Genomic DNA, 20,626 nt, shown 5'->3' with positions numbered 1-20,626 from the left:
AGGCAAGATGCCCGATCAGCAACTATCTGTTCAGGATTTTGCCGAGTAATGCTCTGCCAGCTTTTTTTCCACATCGTGCAGCAGCCGGTGCAGCATTGCGCTGTCGCGCTGCTCCAGCAGACCGATGCGTTGATCGATCCAGTCCACCATCTTGGTGTCATCGCTCACCTCAAGCGTCGTGAGCAGCTGCTGAAAACGCTGACGCAGCGCCTGCAGCTGCAGCGCATTGGCCGTTTCTGCCGGGGTGACGGTGACCTGATTAAGCGAGGCGAGCTGATAGCAGTAGACCATTACCGCCTGTCCCAGATTGAGTGAGGGATAATCCGCCGCCATAGGAATACCGGTCAGCAGATCGACCTGATCCAGCTCCTCGTTCGTCAGCCCGCTATCTTCACGACCAAATACCAGCGCAATGCGCGGCAGCCACTGTCGTTTTTCCTGCAGAATAGTCTCTACCTGCACAGGCGTGGCATAGTAGCGAAACTTCGCCCGGCTGCGCGCCGTGGTGGCAACAGAAAAATCGACATCGGCCAGCGCGTCACTTAGCGTGGCATACGTCTGAACATTGTCGAGGATTTCACCGGCGCCGTGCGCAACGCGCCGCGCCGCCGGATCCTGCCACGCATCGCTGGCGACAATGCGCAGCTCTGTAAAACCCATGGTTTTCATCGCGCGGGCAGCGGCACCAATATTTTCCGGACGGGCGGGTGAAACTAAAATCAGGGGAAAAGACATAATTTTTCCAGTAGCAAATTAACACTATGCGCTATGGTGGCATGCAGCGAAAAAAATACCAATTGTTATGCAGTGATAAAGCAGAATGTTAATAATGTTAAACTGCCGGAATAAATTGTACTGATGGCATTTATCGCGATCAGGCAGATATTATGCGCTTATAAAACATAAATCCTGTTAATTCATAATACTACGCCAGCTATTTATGCAGTTTGCATACGTTTAAAACCGCGGGCTAAATGTAGCGAAAATGCTGCTTTTTGTGAGCTAAGCTGGCAATACAGGAGAAGTTTTTCATAAAAGTGTTAACGTGCTACACTTGCTTTTGATATAAGTCAACGAAGCGTTGTTTTTATGCTTATCGGTTGTTGCTGGTGCTGTTAGGTTGCTGTTAATGCGGTTAGGATAAACGCTATTCCGATCCCAACGGGGCGCACAGATATTCATTCTGACCGGCTGAGCTGACACTGAAGTTGACCTGATGGATGGTATATTCCGAAGATTATTTCGTACTCCGGCTGCGCACACGCCTTTATTCTGTCGCGGCAACGGCGGTACGCCCTGTTTTCGATTTGTTGGCAAATTTTAGGTAGCAAAACATGCAGACCCCGCACATTCTTATCGTTGAAGACGAACTGGTCACGCGTAACACGCTAAAAAGTATTTTTGAGGCGGAAGGTTACGTGGTCTATGAAGCCACTGACGGTGCTGAAATGCATCAGGTTTTAACAGACAATGACGTAAACCTGGTGATTATGGATATCAACCTCCCAGGGAAAAATGGATTGCTGCTGGCGCGCGAGCTGCGTGAACAGGCAAACGTCGCGCTGATGTTTCTGACCGGTCGCGATAATGAAGTGGATAAGATCCTCGGCCTGGAAATTGGCGCTGATGACTACATCACCAAACCTTTTAATCCGCGTGAGCTAACCATTCGCGCGCGTAATCTGCTGTCGCGCACCATGAACCTGGCGATGCCGGGTGAAGAGCGCCGTCAGGTAGAGAGCTACCGCTTTAACGGCTGGGAGCTGGATATCAACAGCCGTTCCCTGATCAGTCCAAACGGTGAGCAGTATAAGCTACCGCGCAGCGAGTTCCGCGCGATGCTGCACTTCTGCGAAAATCCGGGCAAAATCCAGACGCGCGCCGATCTGCTTAAGAAGATGACCGGTCGCGAGCTTAAGCCGCATGACCGTACCGTGGACGTCACGATTCGCCGTATTCGTAAACATTTCGAGTCAACGCCCGATACGCCGGAAATCATCGCCACCATCCATGGTGAAGGCTATCGCTTCTGCGGTGAGCTGCAGGATTAAGTTAAACAATAAAAAAACGCCCGTTCGGGCGTTTTTTTTGGCTGCTTTAGTGCCACGGCATAATGGGCACTGCGCTTAGCGCGTTTTTCGGCGATCCATCCACAACCTTATCTGAGTAGCTCAGATAGACCAGCGCATTGCGTTTCTGATCGAAAAAGCGCACCACCTGCAGCTTCTTAAACACCAGCGATGTCCGCTTGCGAAACACGACTTCTCCCTGCGCCTTGCCTTGTGCGATTTTCTCGCTAAGCTCTACAGGCCCTACCTGCTGGCAGGAGATAGCCGCATCCGATGTATCTTCAGCCAGCCCCAGGCCCCCTTTGATACCGCCGGTTTTAGCCCGGCTGATATAGCAGGTGACATTTTTCACGTCCGGATCGTCGAACGCCTCGACCACAATCTTATGATCGGGGCCGAAAATTTTGAATACGGTGTCAACAGAGCCGATCTCCTCCGCCAGCGCGACGGGAGTGAGCATAAAAGTTGCCAGCGTGACTATAAGAGCGCGATTTATTGTCATTGGGTTACCATTGCAAAGGAAAGAGATGTGGCGATAATGTACCGTCACCAGATCAAAGTACCAAACCTGAACGGGTTATCACCCGCATTGATATAGCACAGTTGATCAACACACAAGCGCCGCGCGTTTGTGCATTTAGTGCTATTATTCGACGACTTCATCGTTGCGCCACCAGAGAGTTATGAGGATGTTTTATGGACCAAGCCGGTATCATTCGCGATTTGCTTGTCTGGCTGGAGAGCCATCTGGATCAGCCGCTTTCACTTGATAACGTTGCACTGAAAGCGGGTTACTCCAAATGGCACCTGCAACGGATGTTTAAAGAGGTCACCGGACACGCCATCGGGGCCTATATCCGTGCGCGTCGGCTCTCCAAAGCCGCCGTGGCGCTGCGTCTGACCAGCCGCCCTATCCTCGATATCGCTCTGCAGTATCGCTTCGATTCACAGCAGACATTTACGCGCGCGTTTAAGAAACAGTTTAATCAGACGCCCGCCTGGTATCGCCGCTCGTCCGAGTGGAACTCTTACGGTATCCGTCCGCCCATTCGTCTGGATAACCAGCCCGTGCCGGAAGCACAATTTGTCACGCTGCCGGAGACGATTCTGGTAGGCCAGACGCAGAGTTATACCTGCGCGCTGGAGCAGATCTCCCGCTACCGTGATGAGATGCGCGTGCACTTCTGGAAACAGTTCCTGCTGGAAACCGATACCGTGCCGCCGGTGCTTTATGGTCTGCATCAGGTGCGCGCCAGCCATGAGAAAGATGATGAGCAGGAGATCCTCTATACCACTGCGGTACCGGCCGATCAGCAGGCGCTGAATATGCAGTCAAACCAGCGCGTGACGCTGGAAGCGGGCGACTACGTGCAGTTCAGCTATGAAGGTCCGCGCGTCGCGCTGCAGGAGTTTATCCTGATGCTCTACGGCACCTGCATGCCGCTGCTGGGGCTGATCCGTCGTCAGGGGCAGGATATTGAGCGATTCTATACCCACGGCGGCAAAAAGCGCAGCGAACCGCCTGCCGATATTCGCTGCGAATACCTGATCCCGATCCGCCCGCAGCCCGTTAATTAATCGCCAAAGAACCTCGTCGGGCGCATTAATCCGGGCGCCATTAATGGCGCCCCTACATTTTCCGTAGGGGGCGCATTAATGCGCCCCTGGCCGCGGTAAAAAACGTCATCACGTTCCGTACGCCCATTAATTCGGGCGCCATTAATGACGTCATCACGTTCCGCACGCGCATTAACCTGGGCGTCATTAACGACGCCCCTACATTTCCCGTAGGGGGCGCATTAATGCGCCCCTGGCAGCTCATCCAGCGCAGGGGCATCCAGATGCGAGACGTCGCCGGCGGTCTCTACGATCCAGCCAGACGCCAGCCAGGCACTCTGCTGATGATCCACGCGTGAAATCGAGCAGTTACGCAGGCGCAGGCGTCGTTCCGCATGCGCCGGTAAACCCAGAATGGTACTCACCAGGGCACCCAGCGCCATACCGTGGCTGACCAGCAATGGCCGGCTGCCGGCTGGCAGATCGAGGCAGGCGTTTAGCGCATCATGCATGCGCGCCGCCAGCTCGCTCATCGACTCGCCGCCGGGAATGCGCCCCGCTTCGGTGCCATCCACCAGCGCCTTGCGCCAGCGCTCCTCTTCCGCCGTCAGGCCATCAAGCGGACGCTGCTCCAGACAGCCCATATTCAGCTCGCGCAAACGTGCATCCAGCGTAACCGGGCAGCCGCAGGCGTCAGCGATAATCTCTGCCGTACGCCGGGTGCGGCCTAAATCGCTGGCAATGACGTGCGTAATGCCCAGCGTTTTCACCCGCTCACCGACCTGACGCGCCTGCTGTTCACCTTTATCCGTCAGAGCACTGTCGGACTGCCCCTGAATGCGTCGGGCCGCATTCCAAACCGTTTCACCGTGACGAACAAGATAGACCTGTAACATGCGTAATTTCCGTTATACTGCGACAAATTTGCCTTGAGGGTTCAATCAATTATGTACCATGTTGTCGCAGCCACCACCAATCCGGCAAAAATTCATGCGGTTGCGCTGGCGTTCAGCGACGTATTCGGTGAGGGATCCTGCCATATTCGCGGGGTAGCGGTCGAGAGCGGCGTGGCGGCGCAGCCGCTTAGCGATACAGAAACGCGCAGCGGCGCACGTCAGCGCGTGATCAATGCCCGTGCGGCCGCGCCGGAGGCGGATTTCTGGGTGGCTATTGAAGCGGGCATCGAAGGCGACTGCGCGTTTGCATGGATGGTAGTGGAAAATGCACAGCAGCGCGGTGAATCACGCTCTGCCAGCTTTACGCTGCCGCCGGTTGTGCTGGCAGGATTAGCAGCCGGGCGCGAGCTGGGCGATGAGATGGCGCGCCTGACCGGGGTCGACAATATCAAACACAAGGGCGGCGCGATCGGCGCTTTTACGCAGGGCCTGCTGACCCGCTCCAGCGTCTATCATCAGGCGCTGATCCTCGCACTCTGCCCGTTTACTCATCCGCTTTATCAGCAGTAATCAGCCGCGATTCCAGCCAGCGTCTGAGTTCGGGTGGCGCCTCTTTCAGGCTGTTAGAGCCGCGCGTTATCGTCGCAATGCCCACGCCCAGCTCGTTTTTCAGTTCGCGCTGGCTGATATCGCCGTTGATTAACGCTTCGATAATGCGCAGCCGCGTGCCGAACGATTCACGTTCATCGGGCGTCATCATCAGCTGCAGCATCGGCAGCGCCACGTTATCGGCAAACGCATGCTGCATCAGGTCGATAAAACGCAGCCAGTGATCGTCAGCGGGCTGCTCAGAAAGGGATGAAGGCATAGTGGCTTCCGTACTCATTAACGAGTACGGAAGCATAGCACACTCAGTAACGCTGATTCCACTCGCTGTCGCTGAGAATCTTGTCAGGTTTCCCCATGAAGTAACGATAGTAGGCGTCATACGCCAGCACGTTCTTCACGTAGCCCCGCGTTTCAGAGAACGGAATCGTTTCAATAAAGGCCACGGCGTCCAGTTTGCCTCCGCTGTTATTACGCCAGCTGCGCACCCGCCCCGGCCCGGCGTTATAAGCGGCGGAGGAGAAAATGCGGTTCTGCCCGAACTGCTGATAGACATACTCCAGATACTGCGTGCCAATCTGGATATTGGTTTGCGGATCAAGCAGCTGGCTGCTGTTTACGTAGCCGGGAATATTGTACATTTTCACGGTATGCGCGGCCGTGGCTGGCATCACCTGCATCAATCCGCTGGCCCCGACCGGGGAGCGCGCTTTCGGGTTCCAGGCGCTCTCCTGGCGCGAGATGGCCATGGCGTAGCTCGGATCGATCGCCTTATCACCGGTGTATTGCTGATACAGATTGCGCCACGCCAGCGGGAAACGCTCTTTCAGGCTATCCCACATTTTTGCGCTAATCGTGGCCTGCACGCTCAGATCCCACCAGTCCTGCTGGTTCGCGTAGTGCGCCAGCATCTGCTGCTGCGTGCGGGTTTTACTGACGATCAGGTTTGCCCACTCGCTGCGCGCCAGGTTATCCATGCCCCAGTACATCAGCTCGCGTACGCGCGCCATCTCCGGTCCCTGCACGATGCTGTTGTCCGCGGCCGGCGCGTCATCAATCTTCAGCGGATAGTCGGTGCCAAGGCGCTGCGCCGCCACCATCGGATAGAAGCCGCGCTGCTGCATCAGCTTACGCAGGATCTCATCGGCCTCTTCTTTGCGCCCCTGCGCTATCAGCAAATCCGCCTGCCAGTACTGCCACTCATCTTTTTCTTTCGCTTCCGGCGGCAGGCGCGCAATCCAGGTGTTGAGGCCACGGCGATCGCTTTCGCTCAGCGCAAGGCGCACGCGACGTTCGATAAGCGCGGTGGATTCACTGTTCATCACCACGGCATCGCGCCAGCGCGCCTGCTCTGAGGTCAGGTCAGCCCCCATCATGCGCCATACCACCGCTTCTTTCAGATCCTGCTCTTCTGCCTGACTCATCTTCTGCGCTTTAACCAGCTGCGGGATCATCATGCGCGCGTTATCCATATCTTCGCGCGCCACGCGCGCAAAGGCGTAGCTGGTGGCCATACGGGTAAAGTCGGTCGGCCCCAGCGTGGCGGCAAACGTCGTTACGGTCTGCGGATTCTGCTGCAGGGCCAGCAGTGCGCTGGCGGTGGTCTGGTAATCCGCCGGCAGCATTTTTGCCAGATAGTTTACCAGGCTGTCGTTGCCCGCTTTCATCGCCAGGCGGATACGCTCCAGAATGGTGATCGGCGAGAGCTGGCCTGATGCCTGCCAGACTGAGAAGAGCCGGTCGCAGTCAGCGGGCAGTGCCGAGCCGCGCAGCCAGATACTTTTCGCGCCGGTAAACGCCGTCTGCTGCTGGCCGGTGGCCCATTTAGCGTAGTACCAGTTGCAGCGCGCCTGCACCGGCTTCGGCTCATCCGGACTGAAACTCAAAATTCCCTGCCAGTCCTGCCGGTGCGCCAGCACGTTCACAAATCGCGTCTGCAGCGATTTGGCCGGCGGCAGCGTCGGATACTGCTGAATAAAGTTTTTGATCGCCAGCCCCGCTTCCTGATCGAGATCCTGCGCCAGCAGGCGATACTGCAGATAGGGATAGAGCGGATAATCCTGCAGCGTCGGCATCAGCTGCTCAACCTGGTCCATCTGTTTGTTATCCCAGGCCTGCTTGATCTGCGCATAGCGCTGTCGTTGCTGATCCAGCGAGTCGGCCCATACGCTGCCTGCCGTGCTGACCAGACACATCCCTATCATCCAGTTACGCCACTTCTCCACTCCGCTCTCCTCTCTGCTTCGGTCCAGCGTATGCCGGACTCCCTTCATGCTAACCAGGGCTTTCGTCTCTCGCCACGTTCTTAACAAAATTTACCTGACGAACAGGCTCCTGCCCCCCTGACCCGCCTGTGCACCTGCAACACAGTTTACGCCACGGCGCCTTTAAGGCTACTATTGACCACCCGCTGCTGACGCCGCCGCAACCGCCTGAAACCTGTCAGGATTGTCGCGCTCAGAGGCTCAATGGCAAACCGCATCCGCTGCTCTGCGGCAGAACACCACTTTTACCGAGATGCTTATGGAAACCCGGCGCGACGAACGACTCAATAAGCTGGCCCAGGCCCTGAAACGCACCGATAAGCTGCATCTGAAAGAGGCGGCGCAGCTGCTGGGCGTCTCTGAAATGACCATCCGCCGCGATCTCAGCGAATCGGCCTCGCAGGTGGTGCTGCTCGGCGGCTATGTGGTCAGCGATCCGAAAAACCATGCCGGGCACTACTTTGTTTCCGATCAGCACGGGCACAACGCCGCGCGTAAACGGCGTCTGGCGCAGGCCGCCGCCGCGCTGATTCGTGAAAATGATACGGTGTTTTTTGACTGCGGAACCACGCTGCCCTACGTCATCGACGCGATTCCGGACACCCTCGCCTTCACGGCAGTCTGCTGCGCGATGAACACCTTTCTGGCACTGAAAGAGAAGCCCGCCTGCAGCGTGATCCTCAGCGGCGGCGAGTTTCATGCTGATAACGCGCTGTTTACGCCAGTCGGTAACCACTCCATTCTTGATGACCTCTGCCCGGCGCTGGCGTTTATCTCAGCAGCGGGAGTGGATCTGCAGCAGGGCGCAACCTGTTACAACCTGAATGAGCTGGCGATGAAGCACCACGCCATGCTGCGCGCGCGTGAACGGGTACTGGTGGCAGACAGCAGCAAATATGGCAAAGTGCTGCCCGCCCGTATCAGCGCGCTGCACCGTTTCGAGCGGCTGGTCAGCGACAGCGCCCCCGACGCCGCGCTCAGTTCGTGGCTGGCAGAGCAGGCGATTACGCTGCATCTGCCCTGATCGCCGTCAGCGCGTACAATTACGCAGCAGTGCGCCTGACATCACGCCTGTCACGCAAGTTTCACCGCGGCGCGGCTGTGATTAGGCCGTGAAAACCGCTAAACTTCACCATCTGACGTTCCACTATTTACAGACCAAGAGGCTCATCACAACGTGGCTCAATTCGTCTATAGCATGCATCGCGTCGGCAAAGTGGTACCGCCGAAGCGTCACATTCTGAAGAATATCTCTCTCAGCTTCTTCCCGGGCGCCAAAATCGGCGTACTCGGCCTGAACGGCGCGGGTAAATCGACCCTGCTGCGCATCATGGCCGGTATCGATAAAGATATCGAAGGGGAAGCGCGCCCGCAGCCGGGCATTAAAGTGGGTTATCTGCCGCAGGAGCCGCAGCTCAATCCGGAACACACCGTGCGTGAATCGGTTGAAGAAGCGGTGGCGGAAGTCGCTGGCGCTCTGAAACGTCTTGATGAAGTCTACGCGCTGTACGCCGATCCCGATGCGGACTTCGACAAGCTGGCCGCCGAACAGGGCCGTCTGGAAGAGGTGATTCAGGCGCACGATGGCCACAATCTGGAAACCCAGCTCAACCGCGCCGCTGACGCGATGCGTCTGCCGGAGTGGGATGCCAAAATCGGCAACCTGTCGGGTGGTGAGCGCCGTCGCGTCGCGCTGTGCCGCCTGCTGCTGGAAAAGCCGGACATGCTGCTGCTTGATGAACCGACCAACCACCTGGATGCGGAATCTGTCGCCTGGCTGGAACGCTTCCTGCACGACTTCGAAGGCACCGTAGTCGCGATTACCCACGACCGTTACTTCCTCGATAACGTTGCGGGCTGGATCCTGGAGCTGGACCGCGGTGAAGGTATTCCGTGGGAAGGCAATTACTCCTCCTGGCTGGAGCAGAAAGATCAGCGTCTGGCGCAGGAAGCGTCACAGGAAGCTGCACGCCGCAAATCCATTGAAAAAGAGCTGGAGTGGGTGCGTCAGGGTGCGAAAGGCCGTCAGTCTAAGGGCAAGGCGCGTCTGGCTCGCTTTGAAGAGCTGAACAACAGCGACTATCAGAAGCGTAATGAAACCAACGAACTCTTTATTCCGCCAGGCGCACGCCTCGGCGATAAAGTGCTGGAAGTGAAAAACCTCAGCAAATCGTATGGCGATCGCGTCCTGATTGACGATCTGTCGTTCTCGCTGCCAAAAGGGGCAATTGTCGGGATTATCGGGCCGAACGGCGCGGGTAAATCGACGCTGTTCCGCATGATGTCTGGTCAGGAGCAGCCCGATTCCGGCAGCATCGATCTGGGCGAAACCGTGAAGCTGGCGTCGGTCGATCAGTTCCGCGATGCGATGGATAACTCTAAAACGGTATGGGAAGAGGTCTCTGGCGGCCAGGATATTATGCGTATCGGTACCACCGAGATGCCAAGCCGTGCCTACGTCGGACGCTTTAACTTCAAAGGCACCGATCAGGGTAAACGCGTAGGCGAACTCTCCGGTGGTGAGCGCGGACGTCTGCACCTGGCGAAACTGCTTCAGGTAGGCGGCAACCTGCTGCTGCTGGATGAACCAACCAACGACCTCGACATCGAAACCCTGCGCGCGCTGGAGAATGCCCTGCTGGAGTTCCCGGGCTGCGCGATGGTGATCTCGCATGACCGCTGGTTCCTCGACCGTATTGCCACCCACATCATCGATTATCAGGATGAGGGCAAGGTTGAGTTCTTTGAAGGTAACTTTACCGAATACGAAGAGTATAAGAAACGCACTCTCGGCGCGGATGCGCTGGAGCCGAAGCGTATCAAATACAAGCGTATGGCGAAGTAACCTGCTGATAAAAAAGGCGCCTTCGGGCGCCTTTTTTTATTGTGCTCAGGCGTTAATTGCCCAGCCGCTCTTTGACCAGCTCCACACAGCGCAGGAAGCGCGCATCGTAGTTGTCCTCCTGCACGTGTACAAACTCAACGTTATTTTCCCGCAGCATGGTCACCAGAATAGACTGAAACTCGCGCCGGTCCACCGAGCTGCCAAGGCTGCGCAAGCCATCCGCCACCCAGGGCACGTTGTTCTCCAGCAGGATCACCAGGTCAAAGCGGTACTCATCGATCAGCGCCTGCACAAAAGGATGTTCGCGTCCTTCATACTTCAGGCAGAACGCCTGAGTGGTAATAAAATCGGTATCGATAAAGGCGACTTTATTCGCGTACTTGACGGCAAAATCGATGTATTGCGCCTGACCGAGCGCGATTTTATCGTAGTCAGAATACTGCAGCGCCATCTCGTCGCCGCCGAGGTGAGAGAAGACGTAGTCGCGGCCATACTCCCAGGCGCTGGTGGTATTAAAGATATTCGCCAGCTTGTTGACCAGCGTGGATTTGCCGCTCGACTCGCCACCCAGCACCGCGACGGTGCGCACAAAGAAAGGCTTCACTTCGGTCGGAATATATTCCCAGTAGCGAAACGGATCCTGACGGATCTGGCTGCCGCTGATGCTCATAAACGATCGATGCGGATCGATCACCCGCGCCGGGATCCCCAGATATTGCTGATACATCGGTGCATCCGGTTCTTCGCTGGTATAAACGCAGTCGGGCATAATCCCCTGCTCTGCCAGAAACGCGCTGACGCCTGCGCTCCAGAGATCCCAGCCGTGCGGATAGGGTTCGATTCCCTCTTCGTTGAATGAGTGAATACGAATGTTTTTCTGGTATTTGAATGTCTGCAGCAGCCAGCGCAGACGATCGCTGATGGTGGGCTGCTGCGACATGGCGCTGTTCTCAAACAGTGCGCGATCGCGCGGCTCGTCGTGGCCCATAATAATATGCAGCTCATCCACCTGACTGCAGGCGCGCTGGATCAGGTAGATATGGCCGGTGTGCAGCGGATAGAACTTGCCAAATACCACGCCCACGGTTTTCTCACGCCGCGGAAACTCCAGCCCGAGAAAGTGATGCAGCGCCGCCAGTTTCTGCGCGCCAGGGCTTTTTATTTTCGCGTTAAGCAGCTGACTCAGGTAGCCCTTGGTCATTCCGCTGGCGTCAGCCACCTGCTGCAGCGTATGGCCCTGCTGCCGAATCGCGGTCTTCAGATAGTCAAATGATGACACTCAGTGCCTCCTGCGGATAATAAATGGCGGTGCGGCCTTTAAGGCGGGGCGCATTAATGCGCCCCCTGCATATCGCGGCGGCGGCATTTATGCCGCCCTGGCGAAATTACAGCTCATCCAGAATGGCCAGCGCATCTGCCAGCTTCTTCGCGCTGTAAACCTTCATGCCATCAATGGTTTTCTTCGGCGCGTTGCCGGCCGGCACGATGGCGCGCTTAAAGCCGTGCTTGGCTGCTTCAGAGATACGCTCCTGGCCACTCGGTACCGGCCGGATCTCACCTGCCAGCCCGACTTCACCAAAGATCACCACATCCTGCGGCAGAGGGCGATCGCGCAGGCTGGAGACCATCGCCAGCAGCAGCGCCAGATCGGCACTGGTTTCCGTGACTTTTACGCCGCCTACCACGTTAACAAACACATCCTGATCCGCCATTTGCAGGCCGCCATGACGATGCAGTACCGCCAGTAAAATCGCCAGACGGTTCTGCTCCAGCCCTACCGCTACGCGGCGCGGATTGCCCATCATCGAGTGATCCACCAGCGCCTGGATCTCAACCAGCAGCGGCCGGGTACCTTCCCACACCACCATCACCGAACTGCCTGAAGTGATCTCATCGCCGCGCGACAGGAAAATAGCTGAAGGGTTGCTGACCTCACGCATTCCCTGCTCCGTCATGGCGAATACGCCCAGCTCATTCACCGCACCAAAACGGTTTTTATGGCTGCGCAGCGTGCGAAAGCGCGAGTCGGCATCGCCATCCAGCAGCACCGAGCAGTCGATACAGTGCTCCAGCACTTTCGGACCTGCCAGCGAGCCATCTTTGGTGACGTGGCCGACCATGATAATCGCCACGCCGCGCGTCTTGGCAAAACGCGTCAGATAGGCGGCGGTCTCCCGCACCTGCGCCACGCTGCCGGGAGAAGACTGAATATCCGCCATGTGCATCACCTGGATGGAGTCGATAACCATCAGCTTCGGCTCTTCCTGCTCGGCAATCAGGCAGATCTGCTCAATACTGGTTTCCGACAGCATATTCAGGTTGTCCGTGGGCAGTCCCAGCCGGTGCGCGCGCATCGCCACCTGCTGCAGCGACTCCTCGCCGGTGACATAGAGCGTCTTCATGCTCTCCGCCAGCTTGCACATAACCTGCAGCAGCAGCGTCGATTTACCGGCACCGGGGCTGCCGCCAATCAGGATAGCGCTGCCCGGTACCACGCCGCCGCCCAGGACGCGGTCAAACTCTTTAAAGGTGGTGGTGAAGCGCGGCAGCGCCTCAAGGCTGATCTCCGAGAGCTTCTGCACCCGGCTGCTGCCGGCGTTACCTGCATAGCCGCTCAGGCGCTCATTGCGCGCAGCGGCAGGCGAGGCAGCAATACGCACCTCGGTGATGGTGTTCCAGGCGTGGCAGGCGCTGCATTGCCCCTGCCAGCGCGGATAGTCTGCGCCGCATTCGTTGCACACGAAGGCGCGTTTTGCCGCTTTGGCCAAATCAGTTCCTCAGTTAACGCTCTTCATGAATCAGGCTGCCGGTCAGGATGCAGAACACCCCCATCAGGTCAGCGTGACGGATAGTGACTTCCGTCTGCTCATTCACTTTAGGTTTAGCATGATAGGCAATACCCAGTGCTGCACGCTTAATCATCGGCAGATCGTTGGCGCCATCGCCCACCGCTACCGTCTGCTGCGGTGCGATATCAAAACGCTGTGCCAGCTGATGCAGGGTATCCGCTTTATATTGCGCATCGACAATCTGTCCGATCACCTCGCCGGTGAGTTTACCGTCGCGCATCTCCAGCTCATTGGCGACGGCCGCCGCCAGATGCAAGGTCTGACGCAGGTGATCCGCATAAAAGGTAAAACCGCCAGACGCAATCGCAACCTGCCAGCCGAGCGCCTGCAGCTTATGCACCAGCGTGGTCAGGCCCGGCATCAGCGGCAGAGTGTCGCGCACCTGTTTAAGGATAGCGGCATCGGCGCCAGCCAGCTGCGCCACGCGCTCACGCAGGCTGGCTTTGAAGTCGAGTTCACCGCGCATAGCCCGTTCGGTGACCTCAGCCACCTGCTCACCGCAGCCCGCCAGCCTGGCGATCTCATCAATGCATTCGATCTGAATCGCCGTGGAATCCATATCCATCACCAGCAGCCCTGGCGTTTTCAGATGCGGGATTTTGCCCAGCGGCGCCACGTCAAACCCGGCGTCATGCGCCAGCCGGGTGGCGCGCGGCGTCAGCGAACCTGCCAGCCGGATCACCTGATATTCGTCAACGTTCCACGCGCTGACAATCACCATGGCGGCCCCCAGCTGATGCTGATAATCGGTCAGCTGCTGTTTATCGAGTCCGCGCCCATACAGCAGCCAGCCCGTGCGGCCGGCACGGTAGTCCAGCGGCATAACTTCATCACCGCTCAGGGAGAGGGGTAAACCCGGCCAGAGAGAGACATCGGCGGGCAGATCGCACCAGGTAAGACGATTTGGCATTACAGCTCCTGTAGGGACAACAAAACCACGCAAGAGGCTACCTTGTCTGCGCGGGTTCTGGCAACATAATTGCCAGCCTTTCTGCTGCTATGTCACATGGGTTTCTGATGGTTAAAACTGCACTGAAATTTCGCCTGCATCGCACGGTGATTGTTCTTATCTCTCTGGCGCTGCTGGTGGTGCTGATGCAGGGCGCCTCATGGTTCAGCCTGGGTCATCAGATGGCGCGTTCTGAGCAGGTTGAAGAGCTGGCCCATACCCTCACCCGCCAGGTGGCGTTCAGTCTCAAGCCCCTGATGGATAACAGCGATGATAACCGCACGCAGATTGCCGCCATTCTCGATCAGATGACGGATAACAGCCGCATCCTTGATGCCTCCGTCTATGCTGACGATGGCAGCCTGGTGGCACACAGCGGTGAAACCATCAACGTACGCGACCGTCTGGCGCTGGATGGCAAACGCGCCGGCAGCTACTTCAATCATCAGATTGTGAAGCCGCTGGAAGGCAAAGAGGGGCCACAGGGTTTCCTGCGCGTGACGCTGGACACGCACGTTCTGGTTACCGAATCACGTCAGGTAGATAACACCACCAATATTCTGCGCCTGATGATGCTGCTGGCGCTGGCGATTGGCATCATTCTGACCCGTACTCTGCTGCGCGATCGCCGCACCCGCTGGCAGCAGTCGCCCTTCCTGCTTACCGCCAGCCGCGCGGTGAAAGAAGATAAAGAGGAAGAGCCGGCAGAAACACCCGACGCGCAGGAAAAGACGCGCTAAGCGCCAGCCTGAGCCGCGGGCTGTTCAGAAAGATACAAAAAAACCAGGCCGCTGCTTCTGCCTGGTTTTCGGTTTTTAACGGCGCGCTTTAAGCGGTAAGAATAGCCTGAAGCTGAGCGAGGTTTTTCACCTGAAAATCAGGGGTAATATCCGCAGGCAACGGGCGCGTGCCGTGATCGATCCAGCAGGTTTTAAGACCCGCATTCATTCCCCCGAGAATATCAGACTCGGGCGTATCGCCAACCATCAGTACGCGCTGTGGCGCCGGATTGCCGAGCAGCTCCAGCGTATGGGCAAAGATTTTTGCGTCCGGCTTGGGAACACCAACCTGCTCTGAAATCACCAGCGCATCGAACATATCGTGAAAGCCCGTGCGCTCCAGCCGCGCCTGCTGCAGGGCCGTAAAGCCGTTGGTGACGATCGCCATTTTGACGCGGCCTTTAAGGCTCTGCAGCAGTTCAGGCGCGCCTTCCAGCGGCAGGCAGATCTCCGCCATCGCATTAAGGAAATCGCTGTTCAGGATATCCGGCTCTACGCTGAGCTTCTCTCCCCAGAGCGTAAAGCGCTGCGTCTGCAGCTGTGCGGCGGTGATGGTGCCGTTCTGGTAATCCACCCATAAAGGCTTATTGATCGCCTGATAATCGGCGTAATCGCGATCGCTGAACTGCACGTCGTAGCGGGTAAACATGCGCTGCAGTCCGGCAAAGGCATCGAAATGAAACAGTGTTTCGTCAGCATCAAACAGGATGCAGTCCCAGTCGTTTAACATGGTGCTCCTTAATCAGCGGTCAAAGTGTCAGCGCCATAATGATGGCGTCTTCCCGTCCGCCTGCAGTGGGGTAGTAATTGGGGCGCACGCTGACCCGGTGAAAATCGAGCTGCTCATACAGGGCAATCGCCGCGCGATTTGAGGCGCGCACCTCCAGCCAGAGGGTCAGCACATCGCGCTGCTCCAGTTCGCCGATCAGCGTCTGCAATAGCTGACGCGCATAGCCGCGGCGCTGAAAGTCGGGATCAACGGCGATGTTAAACAGCGACGCCTCATCCAGCACAACCTGCGTAATAGCAAAGCCGGCAAGGCGTCCGTCACTGTGCAGCCCGAAGTTGAGAAAGCGTTCCCCCTGATTGCTGGCGAAGGTCTGTTCACTCCAGGGAAAAGCGTGCGCCCGGCGTTCAATGGCGAGCTGCTGCGGCCGATCGTCAGCCGTGATGAGCGAGATAGTGATCATGGTTACACATCTGTTGCCACAGCGCGCGCCTGGCTGCGCCGCTGCTAATCAGTTCATTAAGGACGGCGCTGGTGAATACCACACCGTTAAAGGTGTGCCCGCTCTCCACGCCCAGCAGCCAGCCGGGACAGGCTACCTGCTCTGGCAGCATCGGCAGCTGCTCCGGCGTCAGCGTCATCACCTGTGCGGGCAGAATATCCAGCGCCCGCAGCACGTCCCGTATCAGAGGCTCATCCAGTGCCGGCGGGTGTTCCGCTACCAGCAGCAGGCGCGTATCGGGTGCCAGCCTGACGGCGATCTCCCCTTGCAGCACGCGCGGACGCCGCAGCTGATACTGCGTAATCCCCATCTGCTGCAGAAGCCAGTCGCGTCTTGTACTCATGCTGTTTTCCGCTATGCCGTAAGTAATGCGCGCTATGCTAGCAAACCCGTCGAACATGCGCCAACAAAGCACTATAATCCCCGCTCTGATTTAACAGGAGCGTTCCATGTCTGCTTTTACCCCGGCCAGTGAAGTTATTCTGCGCCACAGTGATGAATTTACCACCCGCCACGTGCTGTTTGCGGGTGATCTGCAGGATGACCTGCCCGCCCAGCTGGAAACCGCGCTCAGCCGCGTTCATACCCAGCAGTATCATCACTGGCAGAACCTGAGCCATCGGCTGGGCGATCGCGCCGTATACAGCCTCGTGGCCAGCGCGGCCGATGTGACAGACTGCACCACTCTGATTTACTTCTGGCCCAAAAATAAGCCGGAAGCGCAGTTCCAGCTGCAAAATCTGCTCGCGTTACTCCCTGTCGGCAGCGATATCTTTGTCGTGGGCGAAAACCGCAGCGGCGTACGCAGCGCCGAAGGCATGCTGGAGCAGTGGGTGACGCTGGAGAAAATTGACAGCGCGCGTCGTTGCGGCCTCTATCATGGCCAGCTGACGCAGCAGCCTGAGTTTGACGCCAGCCGGTTCGGCAATACTTACCAGCTGGATGAGATGACCATCCATACGCTGCCGGGCGTATTCAGCCGCGATGGTCTGGATATTGGCAGCGATCTGCTGCTGTCGACCCTGACGCCGCACACCAAAGGAAAAGTGCTGGATCTCGGCTGCGGCAGCGGTGTCTTAGCCACCGCGCTGGCACAGCACTCCCCGAAAGTGCGGCTGTGGCTGTGTGATGTGCATGCTGCTGCCATTGAAGCGAGCAAAGCCACGCTGGCGGCAAACGGGCTGGAAGGCGAGGTGTTTGCCAGCAACGTCTTTAGCGACGTTACCGGACGTTTCGATCTGATCATCTCTAATCCACCGTTCCATGACGGCATGCAGACCAGCCTTGATGCGGCCAACAGCCTTATCCGCGGCGCGGTGAAGCATCTGAACAGCGGCGGCGAACTGCGTATTGTGGCGAATGCTTTCCTGCCTTATCCGCAGATACTTGATGAGACCTTCGGCAGCCACGAAGTGCTGGCGCAGACCGGCCGCTTTAAGGTTTACCGTGCGGTTTATGGTCGTGGCGCGCGCGGACGCTAAGCGCCTGATGCGGCGATAAAGCGTTGCTTTTTCCAGCAGTCGGTTTATCGCCGTAAAATATCTGTTGACGCATTGCGTAAAACCTCTAGAATGCGCCTCCGTGGTTAGCAATACTGTAAAGTGTTGCCGGTATGCGAAGGTGGCGGAATTGGTAGACGCGCTAGCTTCAGGTGTTAGTGTCCTAACAGACGTGAGGGTTCAAGTCCCTCTCTTCGCACCAATAATCACAGAGTTTATATCGCGTGCACTGCGCGAAGGTGGCGGAATTGGTAGACGCGCTAGCTTCAGGTGTTAGTGTTCTTACGGACGTGAGGGTTCAAGTCCCTCTCTTCGCACCATGCGGTGATATAAACAGACAACACGATGCGAAGGTGGCGGAATTGGTAGACGCGCTAGCTTCAGGTGTTAGTGTTCTTACGGACGTGAGGGTTCAAGTCCCTCTCTTCGCACCACTGTTGTCACCTCTCTCCCGTCAGTTAATTCCCTGAATGTTATTCTCCTGCTTATCACGCGCTGCGTGATGGTGCTGTTTCTGCACGCTGCTAACCCAGATGAAAATTCACTGACGCTGCCGTGATGCCGCCCGCCAGCGCGACACAGGATGGCAGCAATATATAGTGGCGCAGCCGCTGGTGAAACAGCATAACCAGCGTCAGCAGAAGCATAACAATCATGATCGCCCGCCACTGCGCATAGCCCGGTTCCCATAACGCAAACAGCGGCATAGCGGTACAGGGCAGCAGAATACCCCAGCCACTATCCAGGCGCTTACCCATTATCCAGCTCACACCCCACAAGCCGCAGGCAGCCAGCATTGCTGCGATCATCATTACGCCCCTTAATGATAAGAATTACCATTATCATATGACAACCATTCTCATTCTGCAGCGAATTTTTCACCGCATGACAGAAATACTGGAAAATGCTAAATTGCCGCCGATAACACACCTGATAACAACATGAAACGTGCTGACTATCCGCATAGCAGAATTAACGCTGCCGGGTAGCGCTTTGATATTTCAGGGCTGTCACGGGTAATAATAATGAAATTAAACGCTTACGATGAACTGAAACAGAGCAAATATCGGCTTTCGCTGATGCTGTTTTTGTTTCTTAATATCGCCGTTTCACTTTTTTGCCTGCTGCCCTGCCTGAACGTTCAGATACCGGTATTTACCCTGCCTGCGGTGCTGGTCGCGGGTTTCAGCACCACGCTGCTGCTGCTTTGTCTGATAATGCCCGGCCTGCGCTTTCCCGTATTAACGCCGGTCGCGCTGCTGCTCGGGCTGCTGTGGGCGTGGCATATTAATCAGAAATATCATCTGATTTCTGCGTTTGATAGCAGCTATTTAATTATCAGCTTACTTAGCGTCTTTTTTATCAGCGCTATCGCGCTGAGCGACTATTTAACGGCATTTTGCCTGCATATTCTGCCGCCGGTGCTGACCGTGCTGCTGCTGGATAACGGACAGCACCTGACCACTATTCTGTTTACTATTACGCTGCCGCTGATTGGATTTTCCCTGCTGCATTTGATGCGCCGGCGTTTTGACCATTTTACCCGGCAGCTGATTGGCCAGCTGTATGAAGAGAAGCAGAGCTTCAGCGCGCTCAGCATGCTCGATCCGCTGACCGGCCTCTATAACCGGCGCGGGCTGCAGAACCGGCTGGAAACCATTCTCGAGAACCATGCCGGCAGCCACTTTATCCTGCTGCTGGATATCGATCACTTTAAAGCCTATAACGACAATTACGGACATGCGATGGGCGACCAGGCGCTGAAGCGCGTATCGGCCGCGATCCGTGACGCCGTCCGCTCGCGCGATGTGGTCACCCGCTATGGTGGCGAAGAGTTTCTGGTACTGCTGACCAATGTCAACGCGTCAATCGCCATGAAGCTCGCCGAGCGCATCCGGCAGTCGGTGCTGGAACTGGAGATCCCCCATCGTTCTAATACCGCGGTATCGACTCACGTCACCGTCAGCGCCGGCATCGCGCCGATGGCTGCGCACGATTTTGAGCGGGCCGTCGCCAACGCTGACCGTGCGCTCTATGTCGCCAAAAACCGCGGGCGCAATACCATTCTGGCCTGGGAGGCGCTGCCGGCACGCCGGCAGGCGATTAGCGAGCCGCACTAAAGTGATAAATACAACGCTATAGCAATCTTATGCTGCTGCTATCTTGCTCACTCAATCAGGAACGATTATCATTTGTTTTTCGTTTCCCGTTATCATTCAGGATTGGCATGGCTACGATTACGCGTCAGGCGCACCGCTTCAGTGAGCAGTCCCCGATCTTCATGCAGCGCGATCGCACGCTGGTACGCGCGCTGCAGGAGCTGATCCATGAGCAGTGCAGCGACCGTCAGGCTTATGTCAGACTGGGAGAAACCGCACCGGAAGGCGCTTTGACGCTGGCTGAATGGTCGGCACCGGAGCACTTTCAGTCTCTGACGCAGCGCTACGGTGACTATCTTTATCGCAGCCATCCTGATACGCCGCGGGAGGCGAAGCCGCTGCAGTCACTCTGGGCGCAGTGGTACTTCGGCCTGCTGGTGCCCACGCTGATGATGGCGCTGCTGCATGAGCCGCGTGCCCTCAACTGCTCACCTGAATATATCCGCGCTGAGTTTCACGAAAATGGCCATCCCGCCACCTTCTGGCTGGATGTACAGGAGGATGAGCCCGCGCGATTTCTCTCTGCCCCGCAGCGTATGGCGCGCCTGATCCAGACCTGCCTGCAGCCCGCCGTGGAAGGCATGACGCAGCACGGCGACATCAATGCGCGCCTTATCTGGAACAACATGGGATACCTGATCTACTGGTTTCTGGGTGAACTCCGCGCGCAGCTGCCCGCCGCGCTGATCGACCAGCTGGAAGAGATGCTGTTTTTCACGCCGTCGCTGCCGGACGGCAGCGATAACCCGCTTTACCGCACCATGATTATGCGCCACGGGACAATGGAGCGGCGCAGCTGCTGTCAGCGCTATCGTATTCCTGACGTCGAGCGCTGCGGTAACTGTACACTGAAAGCGCAATAAGCACGCGCGCGCCGTAAATTCTCCTTTTCTCTCGTTTACACTTTTTTCGCCTTGTGGCAGCG

The 20,626-nt window shown here is 57.2% G+C and carries 21 protein-coding genes and 3 tRNA genes; 12 read left to right on the top strand and 12 right to left on the bottom strand.

Going from position 1 to position 20,626, the window contains the following annotated elements; genetic code table 11:
* Window positions 1–30 precede the first annotated feature (30 nt).
* On the bottom strand, window positions 31–735 hold the full coding sequence (locus DBY66_RS09955) for a tRNA/rRNA methyltransferase (RefSeq protein ID WP_071669099.1): 705 nt from the start codon (window positions 733–735) through the stop codon (window positions 31–33).
* A 599-nt stretch (window positions 736–1,334) separates the two neighbouring features.
* Between DBY66_RS09955 and arcA the strand changes: the two genes are divergently transcribed.
* The gene (gene arcA / locus DBY66_RS09950; protein ID WP_039382461.1) at window positions 1,335–2,051 is read left to right on the top strand and encodes a two-component system response regulator ArcA; all 717 of its coding nucleotides are present in this window, start codon (window positions 1,335–1,337) and stop codon (window positions 2,049–2,051) included.
* Between the two features lie 46 nt (window positions 2,052–2,097).
* Here arcA and creA read toward each other — a convergent pair whose 3' ends face one another.
* On the bottom strand, window positions 2,098–2,571 hold the full coding sequence (creA, locus tag DBY66_RS09945) for a protein CreA (RefSeq protein WP_039382459.1): 474 nt from the start codon (window positions 2,569–2,571) through the stop codon (window positions 2,098–2,100).
* 194 nt (window positions 2,572–2,765) lie between these two features.
* Between creA and robA the strand changes: the two genes are divergently transcribed.
* The gene (gene robA, locus DBY66_RS09940; protein ID WP_039382458.1) at window positions 2,766–3,647 is read left to right on the top strand and encodes an MDR efflux pump AcrAB transcriptional activator RobA; all 882 of its coding nucleotides are present in this window, start codon (window positions 2,766–2,768) and stop codon (window positions 3,645–3,647) included.
* A 221-nt stretch (window positions 3,648–3,868) separates the two neighbouring features.
* Here robA and gpmB read toward each other — a convergent pair whose 3' ends face one another.
* Entirely contained in the window at window positions 3,869–4,522 is a 654-nt protein-coding gene (gene gpmB / locus DBY66_RS09935; protein WP_039382453.1) for a 2,3-diphosphoglycerate-dependent phosphoglycerate mutase GpmB, read from the bottom strand.
* Window positions 4,523–4,573: 51 nt separating this feature from the next.
* Here gpmB and yjjX point away from each other — a divergent pair, with 51 nt between their 5' ends.
* Entirely contained in the window at window positions 4,574–5,092 is a 519-nt protein-coding gene (gene yjjX / locus DBY66_RS09930) for an inosine/xanthosine triphosphatase (RefSeq protein ID WP_039382451.1), read from the top strand.
* Here the strand turns inward: yjjX and trpR are convergent.
* Both trpR and sltY read right to left on the bottom strand, forming a co-directional pair.
* On the bottom strand, window positions 5,067–5,390 hold the full coding sequence (gene trpR / locus DBY66_RS09925) for a trp operon repressor (RefSeq protein ID WP_039382449.1): 324 nt from the start codon (window positions 5,388–5,390) through the stop codon (window positions 5,067–5,069). The genes yjjX and trpR overlap by 26 nt on opposite strands.
* 43 nt (window positions 5,391–5,433) lie before the next feature.
* Window positions 5,434–7,353, bottom strand: a complete 1,920-nt coding sequence (gene sltY, locus DBY66_RS09920; RefSeq protein WP_071669100.1) for a murein transglycosylase — start codon at window positions 7,351–7,353, stop codon at window positions 5,434–5,436.
* Window positions 7,354–7,651: 298 nt separating this feature from the next.
* On the opposite strand from sltY, the gene deoR reads away from it, so the two are divergent.
* Complete coding sequence (deoR, locus tag DBY66_RS09915; protein ID WP_104085557.1) at window positions 7,652–8,416, top strand: DNA-binding transcriptional repressor DeoR; 765 nt, start codon at window positions 7,652–7,654, stop codon at window positions 8,414–8,416.
* Between the two features lie 153 nt (window positions 8,417–8,569).
* Entirely contained in the window at window positions 8,570–10,237 is a 1,668-nt protein-coding gene (gene ettA, locus DBY66_RS09910; RefSeq protein ID WP_071669101.1) for an energy-dependent translational throttle protein EttA, read from the top strand.
* A gap of 52 nt (window positions 10,238–10,289) precedes the next feature.
* Here ettA and nadR read toward each other — a convergent pair whose 3' ends face one another.
* From nadR to serB, 3 genes are all read right to left on the bottom strand, one after another.
* On the bottom strand, window positions 10,290–11,516 hold the full coding sequence (gene nadR / locus DBY66_RS09905) for a multifunctional transcriptional regulator/nicotinamide-nucleotide adenylyltransferase/ribosylnicotinamide kinase NadR (RefSeq protein WP_039382440.1): 1,227 nt from the start codon (window positions 11,514–11,516) through the stop codon (window positions 10,290–10,292).
* 106 nt (window positions 11,517–11,622) lie between these two features.
* On the bottom strand, window positions 11,623–13,005 hold the full coding sequence (radA, locus tag DBY66_RS09900; RefSeq protein WP_039382437.1) for a DNA repair protein RadA: 1,383 nt from the start codon (window positions 13,003–13,005) through the stop codon (window positions 11,623–11,625).
* A 13-nt stretch (window positions 13,006–13,018) separates the two neighbouring features.
* Window positions 13,019–13,996, bottom strand: coding sequence for a phosphoserine phosphatase (gene serB, locus DBY66_RS09895; RefSeq protein WP_039382434.1), 978 nt, complete (start codon window positions 13,994–13,996; stop codon window positions 13,019–13,021).
* Window positions 13,997–14,103: 107 nt separating this feature from the next.
* On the opposite strand from serB, the gene DBY66_RS09890 reads away from it, so the two are divergent.
* Entirely contained in the window at window positions 14,104–14,775 is a 672-nt protein-coding gene (locus DBY66_RS09890; protein ID WP_108570011.1) for a YtjB family periplasmic protein, read from the top strand.
* 88 nt (window positions 14,776–14,863) lie between these two features.
* Here the strand turns inward: DBY66_RS09890 and yjjG are convergent, their stop codons facing one another.
* The 3 genes from yjjG to DBY66_RS09875 are packed head-to-tail and all read right to left on the bottom strand — an operon-like array spanning window position 14,864 to window position 16,386.
* Window positions 14,864–15,544, bottom strand: a complete 681-nt coding sequence (yjjG, locus tag DBY66_RS09885) for a pyrimidine 5'-nucleotidase (RefSeq protein ID WP_039382431.1) — start codon at window positions 15,542–15,544, stop codon at window positions 14,864–14,866.
* A gap of 19 nt (window positions 15,545–15,563) precedes the next feature.
* Window positions 15,564–16,004, bottom strand: coding sequence for a ribosomal protein S18-alanine N-acetyltransferase (gene rimI / locus DBY66_RS09880; protein WP_108569978.1), 441 nt, complete (start codon window positions 16,002–16,004; stop codon window positions 15,564–15,566).
* A complete protein-coding gene (locus tag DBY66_RS09875; RefSeq protein ID WP_039382425.1) occupies window positions 15,976–16,386 on the bottom strand; it encodes a DNA polymerase III subunit psi in 411 nt (136 codons plus the stop codon). The genes rimI and DBY66_RS09875 overlap by 29 nt, the downstream gene beginning before the upstream one ends.
* Window positions 16,387–16,492: 106 nt before the next feature.
* Between DBY66_RS09875 and rsmC the strand changes: the two genes are divergently transcribed.
* The 4 genes from rsmC to DBY66_RS09855 all read left to right on the top strand — a co-directional run bounded on the left by rsmC (window position 16,493) and on the right by DBY66_RS09855 (window position 17,976).
* Window positions 16,493–17,524, top strand: a complete 1,032-nt coding sequence (gene rsmC, locus DBY66_RS09870) for a 16S rRNA (guanine(1207)-N(2))-methyltransferase RsmC (RefSeq protein ID WP_071669103.1) — start codon at window positions 16,493–16,495, stop codon at window positions 17,522–17,524.
* Between the two features lie 133 nt (window positions 17,525–17,657).
* Window positions 17,658–17,744 (top strand) — tRNA-Leu (locus tag DBY66_RS09865).
* A 31-nt stretch (window positions 17,745–17,775) separates the two neighbouring features.
* Window positions 17,776–17,862 (top strand) — tRNA-Leu (locus tag DBY66_RS09860).
* A gap of 27 nt (window positions 17,863–17,889) precedes the next feature.
* Window positions 17,890–17,976 (top strand) — tRNA-Leu (locus DBY66_RS09855).
* A 90-nt stretch (window positions 17,977–18,066) separates the two neighbouring features.
* On the opposite strand, the gene DBY66_RS09850 is transcribed toward DBY66_RS09855, so the two are convergent.
* A complete protein-coding gene (locus DBY66_RS09850; protein ID WP_071669150.1) occupies window positions 18,067–18,351 on the bottom strand; it encodes a DUF1435 domain-containing protein in 285 nt (94 codons plus the stop codon).
* A 216-nt stretch (window positions 18,352–18,567) separates the two neighbouring features.
* Between DBY66_RS09850 and DBY66_RS09845 the strand changes: the two genes are divergently transcribed.
* Together DBY66_RS09845 and fhuF are read left to right on the top strand one after the other, a co-directional pair.
* Window positions 18,568–19,662, top strand: coding sequence for a GGDEF domain-containing protein (locus tag DBY66_RS09845; RefSeq protein ID WP_108569977.1), 1,095 nt, complete (start codon window positions 18,568–18,570; stop codon window positions 19,660–19,662).
* 107 nt (window positions 19,663–19,769) lie between these two features.
* Window positions 19,770–20,564 carry a siderophore-iron reductase FhuF gene (fhuF, locus tag DBY66_RS09840; RefSeq protein WP_108569976.1) on the top strand — a complete coding sequence of 265 codons (795 nt, stop codon included), beginning with the start codon at window positions 19,770–19,772 and terminating at the stop codon, window positions 20,562–20,564.
* Window positions 20,565–20,626: the final 62 nt, after the last annotated feature.

Origin of the sequence: Pantoea sp. RIT413 (assembly GCF_003057675.2) — a bacterium.
GTDB lineage: Bacteria > Pseudomonadota > Gammaproteobacteria > Enterobacterales > Enterobacteriaceae > Pantoea > Pantoea eucrina.
This window is presented reverse-complemented; position numbering and strand designations above follow the sequence as displayed.